General features: G+C 73.0%; 19 protein-coding genes. 2 read left to right on the top strand and 17 right to left on the bottom strand.

All coding sequences use genetic code 11. The annotated features are described in order from the left end of the window. Positions 1 to 49: 49 nt before the first annotated feature. The 7 genes from trpM to hisI all read right to left on the bottom strand — a co-directional run bounded on the left by trpM (position 50) and on the right by hisI (position 4,644). Positions 50 to 211, bottom strand: coding sequence for a tryptophan biosynthesis modulator TrpM (gene trpM / locus ACZ6B8_RS29625; protein WP_471075562.1), 162 nt, complete (start codon positions 209 to 211; stop codon positions 50 to 52). 9 nt (positions 212 to 220) lie between these two features. Then, complete coding sequence (trpC, locus tag ACZ6B8_RS29620) at positions 221 to 1,030, bottom strand: indole-3-glycerol phosphate synthase TrpC (protein ID WP_471075559.1); 810 nt, start codon at positions 1,028 to 1,030, stop codon at positions 221 to 223. Positions 1,031 to 1,169: 139 nt separating this feature from the next. Then, positions 1,170 to 1,595: a DUF2752 domain-containing protein gene (locus ACZ6B8_RS29615; protein ID WP_471609216.1), complete on the bottom strand. Its 426-nt coding sequence runs from the start codon at positions 1,593 to 1,595 to the stop codon at positions 1,170 to 1,172. A gap of 106 nt (positions 1,596 to 1,701) precedes the next feature. Next, complete coding sequence (locus tag ACZ6B8_RS29610) at positions 1,702 to 1,929, bottom strand: HGxxPAAW family protein (RefSeq protein WP_471075553.1); 228 nt, start codon at positions 1,927 to 1,929, stop codon at positions 1,702 to 1,704. A 144-nt stretch (positions 1,930 to 2,073) separates the two neighbouring features. Then, positions 2,074 to 2,721, bottom strand: a complete 648-nt coding sequence (locus tag ACZ6B8_RS29605) for a TIGR02234 family membrane protein (protein ID WP_471075550.1) — start codon at positions 2,719 to 2,721, stop codon at positions 2,074 to 2,076. Between the two features lie 7 nt (positions 2,722 to 2,728). Further along, positions 2,729 to 4,237 (bottom strand): anthranilate synthase component I, encoded by a 1,509-nt coding sequence (locus ACZ6B8_RS29600; protein ID WP_471075548.1) that lies wholly within the window; start codon positions 4,235 to 4,237, stop codon positions 2,729 to 2,731. An 11-nt stretch (positions 4,238 to 4,248) separates the two neighbouring features. Beyond that, positions 4,249 to 4,644 (bottom strand): phosphoribosyl-AMP cyclohydrolase, encoded by a 396-nt coding sequence (hisI, locus tag ACZ6B8_RS29595; protein WP_471075545.1) that lies wholly within the window; start codon positions 4,642 to 4,644, stop codon positions 4,249 to 4,251. Positions 4,645 to 4,726: 82 nt separating this feature from the next. Here hisI and ACZ6B8_RS29590 point away from each other — a divergent pair, with 82 nt between their 5' ends. Then, positions 4,727 to 5,362: a TIGR03085 family metal-binding protein gene (locus ACZ6B8_RS29590; RefSeq protein ID WP_471075542.1), complete on the top strand. Its 636-nt coding sequence runs from the start codon at positions 4,727 to 4,729 to the stop codon at positions 5,360 to 5,362. An 11-nt stretch (positions 5,363 to 5,373) separates the two neighbouring features. Here ACZ6B8_RS29590 and ACZ6B8_RS29585 read toward each other — a convergent pair whose 3' ends face one another. From ACZ6B8_RS29585 to hisD, 10 genes are all read right to left on the bottom strand, one after another. Then, complete coding sequence (locus tag ACZ6B8_RS29585) at positions 5,374 to 6,627, bottom strand: MFS transporter (RefSeq protein WP_471609215.1); 1,254 nt, start codon at positions 6,625 to 6,627, stop codon at positions 5,374 to 5,376. Between the two features lie 10 nt (positions 6,628 to 6,637). Then, positions 6,638 to 7,219 carry an ArsR/SmtB family transcription factor gene (locus ACZ6B8_RS29580; RefSeq protein ID WP_471609214.1) on the bottom strand — a complete coding sequence of 194 codons (582 nt, stop codon included), beginning with the start codon at positions 7,217 to 7,219 and terminating at the stop codon, positions 6,638 to 6,640. 158 nt (positions 7,220 to 7,377) lie between these two features. Further along, on the bottom strand, positions 7,378 to 8,133 hold the full coding sequence (hisF, locus tag ACZ6B8_RS29575) for an imidazole glycerol phosphate synthase subunit HisF (protein ID WP_471075533.1): 756 nt from the start codon (positions 8,131 to 8,133) through the stop codon (positions 7,378 to 7,380). Then, positions 8,130 to 8,525 (bottom strand): RidA family protein, encoded by a 396-nt coding sequence (locus ACZ6B8_RS29570; protein ID WP_471075531.1) that lies wholly within the window; start codon positions 8,523 to 8,525, stop codon positions 8,130 to 8,132. Before ACZ6B8_RS29570 ends, hisF begins: the two co-directional genes overlap by 4 nt. Then, a complete protein-coding gene (priA, locus tag ACZ6B8_RS29565) occupies positions 8,522 to 9,247 on the bottom strand; it encodes a bifunctional 1-(5-phosphoribosyl)-5-((5-phosphoribosylamino)methylideneamino)imidazole-4-carboxamide isomerase/phosphoribosylanthranilate isomerase PriA (protein ID WP_471075528.1) in 726 nt (241 codons plus the stop codon). The genes ACZ6B8_RS29570 and priA overlap by 4 nt, the downstream gene beginning before the upstream one ends. Further along, positions 9,244 to 9,888 (bottom strand): imidazole glycerol phosphate synthase subunit HisH, encoded by a 645-nt coding sequence (hisH, locus tag ACZ6B8_RS29560; RefSeq protein WP_471075525.1) that lies wholly within the window; start codon positions 9,886 to 9,888, stop codon positions 9,244 to 9,246. The genes priA and hisH overlap by 4 nt, the downstream gene beginning before the upstream one ends. Before the next feature lie 17 nt (positions 9,889 to 9,905). Then, on the bottom strand, positions 9,906 to 10,070 hold the full coding sequence (locus ACZ6B8_RS29555; RefSeq protein ID WP_471075522.1) for a hypothetical protein: 165 nt from the start codon (positions 10,068 to 10,070) through the stop codon (positions 9,906 to 9,908). 3 nt (positions 10,071 to 10,073) lie between these two features. Further along, positions 10,074 to 10,676 carry an imidazoleglycerol-phosphate dehydratase HisB gene (gene hisB / locus ACZ6B8_RS29550; protein WP_471075520.1) on the bottom strand — a complete coding sequence of 201 codons (603 nt, stop codon included), beginning with the start codon at positions 10,674 to 10,676 and terminating at the stop codon, positions 10,074 to 10,076. Beyond that, positions 10,673 to 11,794, bottom strand: coding sequence for a histidinol-phosphate transaminase (locus ACZ6B8_RS29545; protein WP_471075517.1), 1,122 nt, complete (start codon positions 11,792 to 11,794; stop codon positions 10,673 to 10,675). The genes hisB and ACZ6B8_RS29545 overlap by 4 nt, the downstream gene beginning before the upstream one ends. Further along, the gene (gene hisD, locus ACZ6B8_RS29540; RefSeq protein ID WP_471075514.1) at positions 11,791 to 13,113 is read right to left on the bottom strand and encodes a histidinol dehydrogenase; all 1,323 of its coding nucleotides are present in this window, start codon (positions 13,111 to 13,113) and stop codon (positions 11,791 to 11,793) included. Before hisD ends, ACZ6B8_RS29545 begins: the two co-directional genes overlap by 4 nt. Positions 13,114 to 13,331: 218 nt before the next feature. On the opposite strand from hisD, the gene ACZ6B8_RS29535 reads away from it, so the two are divergent. Further along, positions 13,332 to 14,846: an oxidoreductase gene (locus ACZ6B8_RS29535; protein ID WP_471076483.1), complete on the top strand. Its 1,515-nt coding sequence runs from the start codon at positions 13,332 to 13,334 to the stop codon at positions 14,844 to 14,846. The last annotated feature ends 142 nt before the right edge of the window (positions 14,847 to 14,988 follow it).

Raw genomic sequence — 14,988 nt, 5'->3', positions numbered from 1 at the left:
CGCAGTGGGCCGATCGCGCAGTTCCCCCGCGCCCCTGAAGGGGCGCTCCTCAGCTCGGGCGGCGCTCAGGGCGCCGTCGCCATCGCATACCCGGGATCTGGCCCGGCTCGGATCCGATGTGGTACCGCACCCGTCGGCCCCGCACGCGCCGCGCGGGCGCCCGGCAGCCGCGGGGGCGGCAGCCGGGGGCGAGGCGGGCGAAGGCGGTCATCGGGGAGGGTCAGCTCCGTCCGTGCCGCAGCGCCGGGTGGGCGCCCGCGGCGACCAGGTCGGAGACCGCGGCCTTCGGGTTGCCGCCGGTGACCAGGGACTCGCCGACGAGCACCGCGTCGGCGCCCTCGTTGGCGTACGCGATCAGGTCGTGCGGGCCGCGCACGCCGGACTCGGCGATCTTGACGACGTTGTCGGGCAGCTCGGGCGCGATGCGCGCGAAGGTGGAGCGGTCGACCTTGAGGGTCTTCAGGTCACGGGCGTTCACACCGATCACCCGGGCGCCCGCGTCCACGGCACGCTCGGCCTCGTCCTCGTCGTGCACCTCGACGATCGGCGTGAGGCCGATCGACTCGGCGCGCTCGATGAGCGACTCCAGGGCGGGCTGCTCCAGGGCGGCCACGATCAGCAGCGCGAGGTCGGCGCCGTACGCCCTGGCCTCCCACAGCTGGTACGAGGTGACGATGAAGTCCTTGCGGAGCACCGGGATGTCGACCTTGGCCCGGACGGCCTCCAGGTCGGCGAGCGAGCCGCCGAAGCGGCGCTCCTCGGTGAGCACGGAGATGACGGCGGCGCCGCCCGCCTCGTAGTCGGCGGCGAGTCCCGCCGGGTCGGCGATCGCGGCGAGCGCGCCCTTGGAGGGGCTGGAGCGCTTCACCTCGCAGATGACCTTGACGCCGTCGCCGCGCAGGGCCGCCGCGCCGTCCTTGGCGGCGGGAGCCTTGGCCGCGCGCTCCTTGAGCTCGTCGAGGCTGACGCGCGCCTGCCGCTCCGCGAGGTCGGCACGGACTCCGTCGATGATCTCGTCGAGCACACTCACGCGAGCGGCCCCCTTCCTGACGGTTGAGCTGACGTTCAAGCTGGTCACTGCGATGGTATCCGCACGAGGGCGAAGCCCTCGCATCCGGTTGACGCCCGTCCCACGACCTGGACAGCGCTCACCCGTGCGGCCTGCGGTTTCAGGGATGCAGCCATGACCCGAACGGCAGATTGCGTACGAGGGTGAAGAGCGTCACCAGGACACCGAAGCCCCACAGGGTGACCGGACCCAACTCGATCCGCACGGGCCGCCCGCGGACCGTCCTGACCGCCCACACGGTCCACACCACGGCGAAGAGGCCGTACCCGGCGACGGCGAGCGCGTTGGCGCCGAGGGCCGCCGCGAGGTCGCCGTGGACCACGGCGTGGGCGCTGCGCAGGCCGCCGCAGCCCGGGCAGTAGATGCCGGTGAGGCGCAGCAGGGGGCAGGCCGGGTAGTGGCCGGGTTCGTTCGGGTCGACGGCGCCGACGTAGGCGAAGGCGCCGGCGACCGCGGCGAGCAGGCCGGCCGGCACGAGCAGGCGGGTCAGGGCGGCGGGCGCGGCGCTCCCGGGTTCGGCGGTCACCCGTGCATTGTGCCGCGCGCCCGGGCGGGTCGCCCGGCGGCCGGGCCGGACACACGAAAGAGGCGGCCCCGGCACCCGCCGGTCCGCCTCCTGTCGTTCGGCGAGGTCAGCTCTCGGAGCTCACGGCCCGGCTCGGCGTGCGCTTCTCGGCGCCCAGGCCCGCCATGCGCATGGCGCCGCCCACGAGGCCGCCGATGACGATGAGCGCCATGCCGGCCCAGAAGCCGGGAACGTTGGCCATCACCATGAAGGCACCGGCGACGCAGAAACCGACGAAGGCGATGATGACACCGGTCCAGGCGGCCGGGGTGTGTCCGTGGCTGCTGCCCGACATGAATAGCTCCTCGTTGCTGTTTGCGTGGTGGTGAGTGGGAAGCCCACCACGAGTCGTACGCTCCCGGTCATTGTCCCGTACGCGCGCGTATGCCGTGAGCGCGGGGTCCGCCGTGCGCGTCGCCCGTGGCGCGGCGCTCGCCGGTCAGGAACCGCGGGTGGGGTCCTCGCCGCGGTCGAGGGCCTTCCACAGCTCCTCGGGCCGCTCGGGGTCGACGGCGCGGCGGGCCTTGCGGGGGCTCGGTGTGCCGTCGCGTTCGTACCGTCCCGACATGGCGGGCCAGGACCGGCCGTAGGTGAGCGCGAGCAGCCCGGCGAGCAGGAGCAGCGCGCCCGCGGCGGCGGCCGCGTACGGCCAGCCGGTGTGGCCGAGGCCGTGGATGGTGGCGGCGGCGTCGCCGGCGGCGGTGGCGGCCTTCTCGTCGAGGGCGGAGCTGTCCCGCGCGCCGAGCAGCGCGGCGGCCACGATGCCGCCGCCGCTGAGCGTCAGCAGCAGGGAGACCAGGATCCGGCCGGTGCGGCGGACCGCGAAGACCGCGACGAGCGCGGCGAGGGCGACTATGGCGAGGGCCGCGGGCACGCCGGTGACGTCGCTGCCCTTGGCGGTCAGCGGCAGGTCACCGCCGGCCACCGACGCGGTGCCGTGGGCCCAGTCCTGGCGGGAGGCGAGCAGCGCGAGGGCGGCGCCGAGGGCGCCGAGCAGCAGCGCGGCGGCGATACTGCGCCTGCTGCTGCGCTGGGCCGGGCTCTCGGCTTGGGCCTCGGTACGGGGCGGAGGTACGGCAGAAGTCACCCGTCCACTATCCCTCACGGCCCGAACTGTCGTGCAGCCGGTTCGCGGTGTGGATGGCGCGCAGCACCGCGGCGGCCTTGTTCCGGCACTCGGTGTCCTCGGCGACGGGGTCGGAGTCGGCGACGACCCCGGCCCCGGCCTGCACGTACGCCGTGCCGTCGCGGAGCAGGGCGGTGCGGATGGCGATGGCGGTGTCGGAGTCGCCCGCGAAGTCGAGGTAGCCGACGCAGCCGCCGTACAGGCCGCGCCGGGACGGCTCCAGCTCGTCGATGATCTGCATGGCGCGCGGCTTGGGTGCCCCGGAGAGGGTGCCGGCCGGGAAGCAGGCGGTGAGCACGTCGAAGGCGGTGCGGCCCTCGGCGACCCGGCCGGTGACCGTCGACACGATGTGCATGACGTGCGAGTACTTCTCGATCGACATGAAGTCGACGACCTCGACGGAGCCGGGCTCGCAGACCCGGCCCAGGTCGTTGCGGCCGAGGTCGACGAGCATCAGGTGCTCGGCGCGCTCCTTGGGGTCGGCGAGCAGTTCGTCGGCGAGCGCCTGGTCCTCCTGCGGGGTGGCGCCGCGGTGCCGGGTCCCGGCGATGGGGTGGACCATGGCCCGCCCGTCCTCGACCTTGACGAGCGCCTCGGGCGACGAGCCGACCACGTCGAACCCGTCGAGGCGGAACAGGTACATGTACGGCGAGGGGTTGGTGGCCCGCAGCACGCGGTAGACGTCGAGGGCGCTCGCGGTGCACGGGGTCTCGAAGCGCTGCGAGGGCACGACCTGGAAGGCCTCGCCGGCCCGGATGCGTTCCTTGATGTCCTCGACGGCCTCCTGGTACTGGGGGCCGCCCCACAGGGCGGTGTACTCGGGGAGCTCGGAGGGCGGCAGGGCGGCCGGGGGCTGGGAGAGCGGCCGGGAGAGGTCGGCCTCCATGGCGTCGAGGCGGGCGACGGCGTCGGCGTGGGCCTCGTCGACGCCGGTCTCCAGGTCGTTGTGGTTGATCGCGTTGGCGATCAGCAGGACCGAGCCGTCCCAGTGGTCGAGGACGGCGAGATCGCTGGTGAGGAGCATGGTCAGCTCGGGGAGGCGCAGGTCGTCCCGGTCGCCGGGGCCGATCTTCTCCAGGCGGCGCACGATGTCGTAGCCGAGGTAGCCGACCATGCCGCCGGTGAAGGGCGGCAGCTGGTCGGCGCTGACCAGGTCGCGCGGGGTGTGCAGTATGCCGACGGTGGCGCGCAGCGCGGCGAGCGGGTCGCCGGAGGTGGGCACGCCGACCGGCGGGGTGCCGAGCCAGTGCGCCTCGCCGTCGCGGACCGTGAGGGTGGCGGCGCTGCGGACGCCGACGAAGGAGTAGCGGGACCAGGAGCGGCCGTTCTCCGCGGACTCCAGGAGGAAGGTGCCGGGGCGCTCGGCGGCGAGCTTGCGGTAGAGGCCCACGGGGGTGTCGCCGTCCGCGAGGAGCTTGCGGCTGACGGGGATCACGCGGCGGTCGGCCGCCAGCTTGCGGAAGGTCTCGAGGTCCATGGCAGCAGACCCTACTGACCGGGCGCGTCCGCGCCGGGCACGGGCAGCACGGGCAGCACGTCGGTGTCGAAGCAGGTGCGGGTGCCGGTGTGGCAGGCGGGGCCGACCTGGTCGACCTGGACGAGGACGGTGTCCGCGTCGCAGTCGAGCGCCACCTCCTTGACGTACTGGAAGTGGCCGGAGGTGTCGCCCTTGACCCAGTACTCCTGGCGGCTGCGCGACCAGTAGGTGCAGCGGCCCGTGGTGAGGGTGCGGTGCAGCGCCTCGTCGTCCATCCAGCCGAGCATCAGCACCTCACCGGTGTCGTACTGCTGGGCGATGGCGGGCACGAGTCCGTCGGCGCTGCGCTTGAGGCGCGCGGCGATGTCCGGTGCGAGGTTGCTGCTGGGCGGCGGAACGCTGGTCATGGGCCCATTGTGCCGCCCTGCCGGGACCCTTCCCGCGGCCGTCCACTGTGCGGACCGGCGGCGCGGTCGTAGGCTGGCAGACATGTCGACCCATGCGAAGCGTGAACGACTTCTCCTCGCCGATCTGTTGGAGGCGGAGGGCCCCGCGGCACCGACTCTCTGCGAGGGCTGGAAGACGCGGGATCTGGCCGCGCACGTGGTGGTGCGCGAGCGCCGCGCGGACGCGGCGGGCGGTCTGCTGATCAAGCAGCTGGCGGGACGCCTGGAACGGGTGCAGGACGAGTTCGCCGCGAAGCCGTACGAGGAGCTGATCCAGCTCATCAGGACCGGACCGCCGCGCTTCTCGCCCTTCTCGCTCAAGCAGATCGACGAGGCGGCGAACGCCGTGGAGTTCTACATCCACACCGAGGACGTGCGCCGCGCGCGGTCCGGCTGGACGCCGCGCGAGCTCGACCCGGTCTTCTCGGACGCCCTGTGGTCCCGTCTGGAGCGCTCGGCCCGCCTGCTGGGCCGCAAGGCGCCGGTGGGCCTGGTGCTGCGCCGTCCGGACGGCCAGACCGCGGTGGCGCACCGGGGGACGCCGGTGGTGACGGTCACGGGTGAGCCGGCGGAGCTGCTGCTGTTCGCGTACGGCAGGCAGGAGGTCGCCGATGTCGAGCTGGACGGCGACAAGACCGCGATCGCGACGCTGCACGAGACGAAGCAGCTGGGGCTGTGACGCTCCCCCGCTCAGCGGGGCAGTTCGGCGCGGCGCAGGGGGCCTGAGCAGAGTCCGATGACGCCGCCGGCGGCGCTCAGCGCCGCGCAGGCCGTGAACACCGGCTCCAGGCCCCACATCCCGATCGCCGCGCCGACGACCGGGTAGCACAGCGGCGCGACGCCCATGGTGAAGAGGGTGACGACGGAGGTGACGCGGCCCAGGTAGGCCGGGTCGGTGCAGGTCTGGGCGAGCGCCGCGAGCAGGGCGCCGCCGAGGCCGGTGCACAGCCCCACGCAGAGCCCGGCCGCCGTGGCCACCGCGACCGAGGGCGCGAAGCCGATGCCCGCGAGGGCGGCCGCGCCGACGACGATGCCGGCGGCCTGCACCGCGCCGGCCCGGGGTATCCGCCCGCGCACGGCGAGCAGCAGGGCCGCGAGCCCGGCGCCGGTGCCGAAGCCCGCGATGATCCACCCCATCCCCGAGGCGCCCCAGCCGCGCTCGTCGGCGAGGAGCACCAGGCCGATGTTGGCGGGCCCCGCGAAGCCGAGCTCCGTCACCGCCGCCACCAGCGTCAGCGGGGCGAGGACGCGGTGGCCGCGGATGTAGCGCAGCCCGTCGGCGAGTTCGCGCAGGGCCGGGCCGCCGCGTACCGCCGCGTCGTCGGCGGGCAGCGGGCGCAGCCGTACGGCGACCAGCAGCACGAGGGAGAGGGCGAAGAGGACGCCCGCGGCGCCGAACGCGGCGGCCGGTCCGCCGAGCGCCACGGCGAGACCGCCCAGCGGCGCGGCGACCACCGTGGCGACCCGCTGCGCTAGCCCCCGCATGCCCTGGACGCGGCCCAGCTGGCCGGGCGCCGTGAGGCGCGGCGGCAGCGCGCCCACGCTCGGCAGGAAGAGCGCGTCGACCGCGCCGAAGACCAGGGCGAGGCCGGCGAGCAGCCAGATCCCCGGCGAGGCGAGCAGCAGCAGCGCGGCGGCCGTGAGGATCACCGCGCAGCGGACCGCGTCGCTGCCGATGACGACGCGGCGCGGCCCGAACCGGTCGGCGACGACTCCCCCGCCGAGCATGAGGACGGCGCGCGGGACGGCGCCGACGGCGAGGACCAGGCCCGCCTGGCCGGGGCTGCCGCCGCGGGCCGCGGCCCAGGAGAGGGCGACGAAGTAGATGCCGTCGCCGACCATCGACGTGGTGTAGGCGCCCAGCCAGCGCAGGACGTTGGCGTCGCGGTGGGCGGGGCGGTCGCCCGCCGTCGGCGGCGCGGGCGTGGAGGTCGCGGCGGTCATCCGTCCTCCCTCAGATCCGGAACGGGAAGCTGGCCAGGTGTACGGCGACGTGTTCGCGGCCCTCGGTGTCCCCGGCGGCCTCGGCGGCCTTGCCGCGCTCCTCGTAGGCCTTGATCAGGTGGCTGATCTCGGCGTTCAGGGCGGTGAGTTCGGCGGGGTTGAGGCGGGCGAGGAAGTCCGACTGGTCGGCCGCCCTGCGCCACTCGGGGCCCCATGCCGCCTGCTGGTCGAGGTAGGTCTCGTACTGGTCCCTGTGGTGCGCGAGGAGGGCGCGGATGACGGAGGCGTGCGTAGCCGCGCCCTCCGGTGTGTCCTTGAAGTCCTCGTGGCGGAAGCTCAGCGTGTCCTGCGCGGCCTGCCACCACCGCTCCCGCGCGTCCGCGCTCTGCGTCGCGGCCTCCTCGATGAGGCCGGGCTCGGCGAGCTTGCGCAGGTGGTAGCTGACCAGCGAGACCGCCTCGTCGACCTGCGCGGCGAGCTGCGAGGCGGTGGCGGGGCCGCCCACACGCAGCGTGCTGTACAGCTTCATCCGCAAGGGGTGGCCGAAGGCCTTGAGGGTGTCGAGGTCCGTGATCCGGCGGCGGTTCTCCATGCCTCCACGGTAGGTACGAAAGAAAAGTTGCACAACTATTTTTGCGCAATTGATTTTGCGCAACTTTCCTTTCGCTTCTGATGCGCATCGGACACGGAGAAGGCCCCGGCCACCACAGGGTGACCGGGGCCCACAGGCCGATGGCAGGGACGGCAGGGCTACCGCACCGGGTGTCCCGCCTCCCGCAGCGTCTCCTTGACCTCGCCGATCCGCAGATCACCGAAGTGGAAGACCGACGCGGCGAGCACCGCGTCCGCGCCCGCCGCGACGGCCGGCGGGAAGTGCTCCAGGCGGCCCGCGCCACCGGAGGCGATCACCGGCACCGAGACGTGCTTCCGGACCGCCTCGATCATCTCGATGTCGTAGCCGTCCTTCGTGCCGTCCGCGTCCATCGAGTTGAGCAGGATCTCGCCCGCGCCCAGCTCGGCCGCGCGGTGCGCCCACTCCACCGCGTCGATCCCGGCGGACCTGCGCCCGCCGTGGGTCGTCACCTCGAAGCCACCCGACGGGGTGCGCCGCGCGTCCACGGAGAGCACGAGCACCTGGCGCCCGAACCGCTCCGCGATCTCGCGGATCAGCTCGGGGCGCGCGATGGCCGCGGTGTTGACGCCGACCTTGTCCGCGCCCGCGCGCAGCAGCTTGTCGACGTCCTCGGCGGTGCGCACGCCGCCGCCCACCGTGAGCGGGATGAAGACCTGCTCGGCGGTGCGGCGGACCACGTCGTACGTGGTCTCGCGGTCGCCGGAGGAGGCGGTGATGTCCAGGAAGGTCAGCTCGTCGGCGCCCTCCGCGTCGTACACCTTGGCCATCTCGACGGGGTCGCCCGCGTCGCGCAGGTTCTGGAAGTTGACCCCCTTGACGACCCGGCCGTTGTCCACGTCCAGGCAGGGGATCACGCGTACCGCGAGCGTCATGCGGGGGCTCCTCGGAAGGCTTCCAGTTCGACTTCGACCAGGATGCGCGAGTCGACGAAGCCGGAGACGACCGCCATGGTCATGACCGGCCGCACCGCGCCGAAGACCTCCTGGTGGGCCCGGCCCACCGCGTCGACGTCCCGCGCGTGGGTCAGGAGCAGGCGGGTGCGGATGACGGTCTCGGGTCCGTACCCGAGCTCGCCGATCGCCTCCAGCGCGCTGCCCATGGCGACCCGCGCCTGCTCGTAGGGGTCGCCCTCGCCGTACAGGACGTCGCCCTTGAAGGAGGTGGTGCCGCCGACGACGACCCGGTCGCCCGCCTCGACGGCGCGGGCGAAGCCGAAGGCCTCTTCCCAGGGGCTGCCGCTCTGCACTCGTCGCAGCTCGCTCATCGCGCCACGGCCTCCAGCGCTTCCTCCAGCGTGAACGCCTTCGCGTACAGCGCCTTGCCCACGATGGCGCCCTCGACGCCGAGCGGGACGAGCTCGGCGATGGCGCGCAGGTCGTCCAGGGACGAGACGCCGCCGGAGGCCACCACGGGGCGGTCCGTCGCCGCGCAGACGTTCCTCAGGAGCTCCAGGTTGGGGCCCTGGAGGGTGCCGTCCTTGGCGATGTCGGTGACCACGTAGCGGGCGCAGCCCTCGGTGTCGAGGCGCGCCAGGGTCTCGTAGAGGTCGCCGCCGTCGCGGGTCCAGCCGCGGCCGCGCAGCGTGGTGCCGCGCACGTCGAGGCCGACCGCGATCTTGTCGCCGTGCTCGGCGATGACCTTGGCGACCCACTCGGGGGTCTCCAGGGCGGCGGTGCCGAGGTTGACGCGGGTGCAGCCGGTGGCGAGGGCGGCGGCCAGCGAGGCGTCGTCGCGGATGCCGCCGGACAGCTCGACCTTGATGTCCATGGCGCCGGCGACCTCAGCGATCAGCTCGCGGTTGTCGCCGGTGCCGAACGCCGCGTCCAGGTCGACCAGGTGCAGCCACTCGGCGCCCGACCGCTGCCAGGCGAGGGCGGCCTCCAGCGGGGAGCCGTAGGAGGTCTCCGAGCCGGACTCGCCGTGGACGAGGCGTACGGCCTGGCCGTCGCGGACGTCGACGGCGGGAAGGAGTTCGAGGGTGCTCACAGGGTTCCGATCCAGTTGGTGAGGAGCTGGGCGCCGGCGTCGCCGGACTTCTCGGGGTGGAACTGGGTAGCGCTCAGCGCGCCGTTCTCGACGGCCGCCACGAAGGGCTCGCCGTGCGTGGACCAGTGCACGTACGGGGCGCGCATCGCGGGGTTCGCCACTTCGAGGGACCAGTCGTGCACGGCGTAGGAGTGCACGAAGTAGAAGCGCGCGTCGTCGTCCAGGCCCTTGAAGAGCGGGGATCCGGCGGAGGCCTGGACGGTGTTCCAGCCCATGTGCGGGACGATCTCGGCCTTCAGCGGCGCGACCGTGCCGGGCCACTCGTCGAGGCCCTCGGTCTCCACGCCGTGCTCGATGCCGCGTGCGAAGAGGATCTGCATGCCGACGCAGATGCCCATGACGGGCCGCCCGCCGGCCAGCCTGCGCCCGACGATCCAGTCGCCGCGCGCCGCCTTGAGCCCCTGCATGCAGGCGGCGAAGGCGCCGACGCCGGGGACGAGCAGGCCGTCGGCGCCCATGGCCGTGTCGTAGTCACGGGTGATCTCGACGTCGGCTCCCGCGCGCGCGAGGGCGCGCTCGGCGGAGCGGACGTTGCCGAAGCCGTAGTCGAAGACGACCACTTTCTTACGGGGAGTGCTCATGTCGGTGACGTCTCCCGTCAGTTCCAGTAGTCGAGCCGCAGGATGCCTGCGGCCAGACACATGGCGGCGCCGATCGAGAGCAGCGTGATCAGGCTCTTCGGCATGCCCTGCTTGACGAAGGAGATGATGCCGCCGATCAGGAAGAGACCGACGACGATCAGGACGGTGTTCAGACCGGTCATGGGTTACAGCGCGCCCTTCGTGGAGGGAAGGATTCCGGCCGCGCGCGGGTCGTGCTCGGACGCGTACCGCAGCGCGCGGGCCAGCGCCTTGAACTGGCACTCCACGATGTGGTGGGCGTTGCGCCCGTACGGCACGTGCACGTGCAGGGCGATCTGCGCCTGGGCGACGAAGGACTCCAGGATGTGCCGGGTCATCGTCGTGTCGTAGGTGCCGATCATCGGCGCCATGTTCTCGGGCTCGGTGTGCACCAGGTACGGGCGGCCGCTCAGGTCGACCGTCACCTGGGCGAGCGACTCGTCCAGCGGGACGGTGCAGTTGCCGAAGCGGTAGATCCCCACCTTGTCGCCGAGCGCCTGCTTGAAGGCGGCGCCGAGGGCCAGCGCGGTGTCCTCGATGGTGTGGTGGGTGTCGATGTGCAGGTCGCCGTCGGTCTTGACCGTGAGGTCGAAGAGGCCGTGGCGGCCGAGCTGGTCGAGCATGTGGTCGTAGAAGCCGACGCCGGTCGACACGTCGACCTTGCCGGTGCCGTCGAGGTCGATCTCGACGACGACGGACGTCTCCTTGGTGGTGCGTTCGACTCTGCCGACGCGGCCTTCGCGGGTCATGCGCTCTGCTCCTTCTTCAGTTCGCGTACCGCATCGAGGAACGCGTCGTTTTCTTCGGGGGTTCCGGTGGACACGCGCAGCCATCCCGGCACGCCGTTGTCCCGCACCAGGACACCCCTGTCGAGGATCTTCTGCCACACGGCGTGCGCGCCGCCCTCGCCCTCGAACCGCCCGAACTGCACGAAGTTGGCGTCCGACTCGGTCACCTCGTACCCCGCCGCGCGCAGTTCGGCGACGAGCCGGTCGCGCTCGGACTTGAGCTGCTCCACGTACTTCAGGAGCGTGTCGGTGTGCTCCAGGGCGGCCAGCGCGGTGGCCTGGGTGACCGCCGAGAGGTGGTACGGCAGGCGCACCAGCTGCACCGCGTCCACCACCGCCGGGTCGGCGGCGAGGTAGCCGAGCCGCAGCCCCGCCGCGCCGAACGCCTTCGACATGGTGCGCGAGACGACCAGGTTCGGCCGGCCCTCGATCAGCGGGAGCAGCGAGTCGCCATGGCTGAACTCCACGTACGCCTCGTCGATGACCACCAGCGACGGCTTGGCGGCCTGCGCGGCCTCGTACAGGTCGAGGACCGTCCCGGCCGGGACGGCGTTGCCCGTGGGGTTGTTGGGCGTGGTGATGAAGACGACGTCCGGGCGGTGCTCGGCGATCGCCCGCCGCGCGGCCGCCGCGTCGATCGTGAAGTCGGCGTGGCGCGGCCCGGAGATCCAGCCCGTCCCGGTGCCGCGCGCGATGAGTCCGTGCATCGAGTACGAGGGCTCGAAGCCGATGGCCGTGCGACCGGGCCCGCCGAAGGTCTGCAGGAGCTGCTGGATGACCTCGTTGGAGCCGTTGGCCGCCCAGACGTGGGCCTGGGTGACCTCGTGGCCGCCGGTGCGGGTGAGGTAGCGGGCGAGCTCGGTGCGCAGCTCGACCGCGTCCCGGTCGGGGTAGCGGTTGAGGTCGCGGGCGGCCTCGCGGACCCGCTCGGCGATGCGCTCCACCAGCGGCTCGGGCAGCGGGTAGGGGTTCTCGTTGGTGTTCAGGCGCACGGGGACGTCGAGCTGGGGCGCGCCGTAGGGGGACTTGCCGCGCAGCTCGTCGCGGACGGGGAGGTCGTCGATGCGTACGGTGCTCACTGGTTCGGCACCTTCCAGCCGAACCTCGCCTTGACCGCCGCGCCGTGCGCCGGCAGGTCCTCGGCCTCGGCGAGCGTCACCACGTGATGCGCCACATCGGCGAGCGCCTCGCGGGAGTAGTCCACGATGTGGATGCCGCGCAGGAACGACTGGACGCTGAGCCCCGAGGAGTGGCAGGCGCAGCCGCCGGTCGGCAGGACGTGGTTGGAGCCCGCGCAGTAGTCGCCGAGCGAGACCGGCGCCCACGGGCCGACGAAGATCGCGCCGGCGTTCTTGACGCGGTCGGCGACGGCGGTGGCGTCCGCGGTCTGGATCTCCAGGTGCTCGGCGCCGTACGCGTCGACCACCCTGAGACCCTCCTCCAGGCCGTCGACCAGGACGATCGCGGACTGGCGTCCCGCGAGGGCGGGCACGATCCGGTCCTCGACGTGCTTGGTGGCGGCGACCTGCGGCTCCAGCTCCTTGACGACCGCGTCGGCGAGCGCGAGGGAGTCGGTGACGAGGACCGCGGCCGCGAGCGGGTCGTGCTCGGCCTGGCTGATCAGGTCGGACGCCACGTGCGCCGCGTCGGCGGTGTCGTCGGCGAGGACCGCGATCTCGGTCGGGCCGGCCTCGGTGTCGATGCCGATGCGCCCGGTGAAGTAGCGCTTGGCCGCGGCGACCCAGATGTTGCCGGGTCCGGTGACCATGTTGGCCGGGGCGCAGGTCTCGGTGCCGTACGCGAACATCGCGACGGCCTGGGCCCCGCCGACCGCGTACACCTCGTCGATGCCGAGCAGCGCGCAGGCCGCCAGGATCGTCGGGTGCGGCAGACCGTCGAAGTCGGCCTGCGGCGGGGACGCGAGGGCCATCGAGGCGACGCCCGCCTCCTGTGCCGGGACCGCGTTCATGATCACGGACGAGGGGTAGACGGAGCGGCCGCCGGGGGCGTACAGGCCGACGCGCTCCACGGGCACCCACTTCTCGGTGACCGAGCCGCCGGGCACGACCTGCGTGGTGTGCGGGGCCCGGCGCTGCGCGCGGTGCACGGCGCGGGCGCGCCGGATCGACTCCTCCAGGGCCTCGCGCACGGCCGGGTCGAGGCCGGTCAGGGCCGCGGTCAGCGCGGCCGCGGGGACGCGGACCCGGTCGAGGCGGACACCGTCGAACTTCTCCGCGTACTCGATCAGCGCCGCGTCGCCCCGATGATGCACGTCCTCGCAGATGGGCCGCACCTTCTCCAGGGCGGCCGCGACGTCGAAGTCGGCACGGGGCAGCAGGGAGCGCAGAGCGGGGCCCTCGGGGAGGGCGTCGCCGCGCAGATCGATTCGAGAGATCACGGGACCAATTCTCTCAGACCTTCATTCGCCGCCGGACGCCCGTATCACTGGCTGATATGAACCCCGGAAGAGGGCGTTCACCACTAGCGTTCAGCCGGTCACGCAGCGGGCATGAAACAGGTGTGCGAGCAACGCGCGCCTGAAAAGGGAGGGCAAAAGCAGTGGTCGACGACGCCACCGGGGACCCGCCGGACGGGCTGACCGCCGCGGAGATCGGCATGTGGCAGGCCTTCCGCAACGGCAGCGTCTACGACCTCAGGTCCGGCGATCCCACCGTCGACGACCCGCACGGCGGACATCCCTGGGGCCCCGAGCGCAGCGTGCGCGCGCGGATCGTCTGCTGGCTGCTGCTCGACGGGCCGCCCGCGCTGGCGGGACGGGTCTCCTCGCTGAAGCTGGCGGGCGTGCAGATCACCGACGTGCTCGACCTCGCGGGCGGCACCATCGGCCCGTACACCGAGATGAAGCACTGCCGGTTCGAGAAGGAGGTGCTGCTCCCCGAGGCCCGGTTCGCCACCCTGCGCCTGGTCGACTGCTCGATCCCGCGGGTGGAGGCCGCCCGGCTGCACACCGAGGGCGACCTGCACCTGCCGCGCTGCCGGGTGCACAACGGCATCCGCCTCACCGACGCGCACATCGGCACCGACCTGCTCCTGAACCAGGCCGTGGTCTACCGCGACCGGCGCAGCCGCTCCATCACCGGCGACGGCCTCACCGTCGGGCAGGACCTGCAGGCCGAGATGATGGAGTCGCACGGCGAGCTGAGCCTGCGCGGCGCGAAGGTCGGCGTCTCGCTCAGCCTGCGCGGCAGCAAGCTCATCAACCAGTACGGGCGGCACGCCCTGAACGCCCCGCAGCTGACCGTCGAGCGCACCCTGTACCTGACCCCGGCCGCCGTCGGCAATCCGCCGCAGACCAGCGGCACGACACCGGCCCGCGGCACCCGGGTGCAGCGCTTCGAGTGCGTGGGCGGCATCCGCCTCGACGACGGCCGCTTCGGCGACGCCATCGACTTCACGCAGGCCCGCTTCACCCTCCAGAACGACCAGGAGCTGTCGCTGCGCCGCGTCCAGACGCCCGAGCTGCGCTTCCTCGGCGAGGCGCCGCAGCGCGGCAAGGTCGTGCTGTCCGGCGTCAAGGTGGTCAACCTCATCGACCGGGCGACGAGCTGGCCGGGGCCCGGCGGCCTGCAGATGGGCGGGTTCAGTTACGAGAACCTGGTGCCCGTCGGCAGCTTTCCGCTCGCCCGGCGGCTGAGCTGGGTGGCGGCCGCCACGGCCGAGTACAACCCCGAGCCGTACGAGAAGCTCGCCGCCGTCCTGCGCAACGGCGGCGAGGACGCCGACGCCCGCGAGGTGCTCCTCGCCAAGCAGCGCAGGCGCCGCGAGACGCTGCCGCTGGCGGCGAAGCTGTGGGGGTTCGCGCAGGACTGGACCGTCGCCTACGGCTACCGGCCGGGCCGGGCCGCGGTCTGGATGGCGGTGCTGTGGGCGGTCAGCGCGGTGATCTTCTCGCGCGCCGATCCTCCGGCGATCAAGGCGGACGAGCATCCGGACTGGGACCCCGCCCTGTTCTCCCTCGACCTGCTGCTGCCCGTCATCAACCTCGGCCAGGACACCTCCTGGCAGCTGCACGGCGGCTGGCAGTGGTTCTCGACCGCGCTGGTCCTGCTCGGCTGGGTGCTGGCCACGACCGTGGCGGCGGGCGCGACCCGGCTGCTGCGCCGCAACTGAGCGGGCGGTCCGCACCCGGCCGGAAAAGACGGCCCCACCTGGCCGGAAACCTCCCTCGACGGCCGAACCGTTACGTGACCACGGGCAACCTTCCCCGACCCTCGACCGTCATCCCAGCGACCGGCAAAAGAGCAACCACGAG

It is taken from the genome of Streptomyces sp. NPDC041122 (assembly GCF_055592445.1).
Note: the sequence above shows the minus strand (reverse complement) of the source record. Positions and strands in the feature narration are given on the sequence as shown.

Coding starts and splice junctions, on each gene's coding strand:
- trpM (WP_471075562.1), bottom strand. CDS start 211: ATGACCGCCTTCGCCCGCCTCGCCCCCGGCTGCCGCCCCCGCGGCTGC.
- ACZ6B8_RS29610 (WP_471075553.1), bottom strand. CDS start 1,929: ATGTCGGGCAGCAGCCACGGACACACCCCGGCCGCCTGGACCGGTGTC.
- ACZ6B8_RS29600 (WP_471075548.1), bottom strand. CDS start 4,237: ATGGACCTCGAGACCTTCCGCAAGCTGGCGGCCGACCGCCGCGTGATC.
- hisI (WP_471075545.1), bottom strand. CDS start 4,644: ATGACCAGCGTTCCGCCGCCCAGCAGCAACCTCGCACCGGACATCGCC.
- ACZ6B8_RS29590 (WP_471075542.1), top strand. CDS start 4,727: ATGTCGACCCATGCGAAGCGTGAACGACTTCTCCTCGCCGATCTGTTG.
- ACZ6B8_RS29585 (WP_471609215.1), bottom strand. CDS start 6,627: ATGACCGCCGCGACCTCCACGCCCGCGCCGCCGACGGCGGGCGACCGC.
- ACZ6B8_RS29580 (WP_471609214.1), bottom strand. CDS start 7,219: ATGGAGAACCGCCGCCGGATCACGGACCTCGACACCCTCAAGGCCTTC.
- hisF (WP_471075533.1), bottom strand. CDS start 8,133: ATGACGCTCGCGGTACGCGTGATCCCCTGCCTGGACGTGGACAACGGC.
- ACZ6B8_RS29570 (WP_471075531.1), bottom strand. CDS start 8,525: ATGAGCGAGCTGCGACGAGTGCAGAGCGGCAGCCCCTGGGAAGAGGCC.
- hisH (WP_471075525.1), bottom strand. CDS start 9,888: ATGAGCACTCCCCGTAAGAAAGTGGTCGTCTTCGACTACGGCTTCGGC.
- ACZ6B8_RS29555 (WP_471075522.1), bottom strand. CDS start 10,070: ATGACCGGTCTGAACACCGTCCTGATCGTCGTCGGTCTCTTCCTGATC.
- hisB (WP_471075520.1), bottom strand. CDS start 10,676: ATGACCCGCGAAGGCCGCGTCGGCAGAGTCGAACGCACCACCAAGGAG.
- ACZ6B8_RS29535 (WP_471076483.1), top strand. CDS start 13,332: ATGTGGCAGGCCTTCCGCAACGGCAGCGTCTACGACCTCAGGTCCGGC.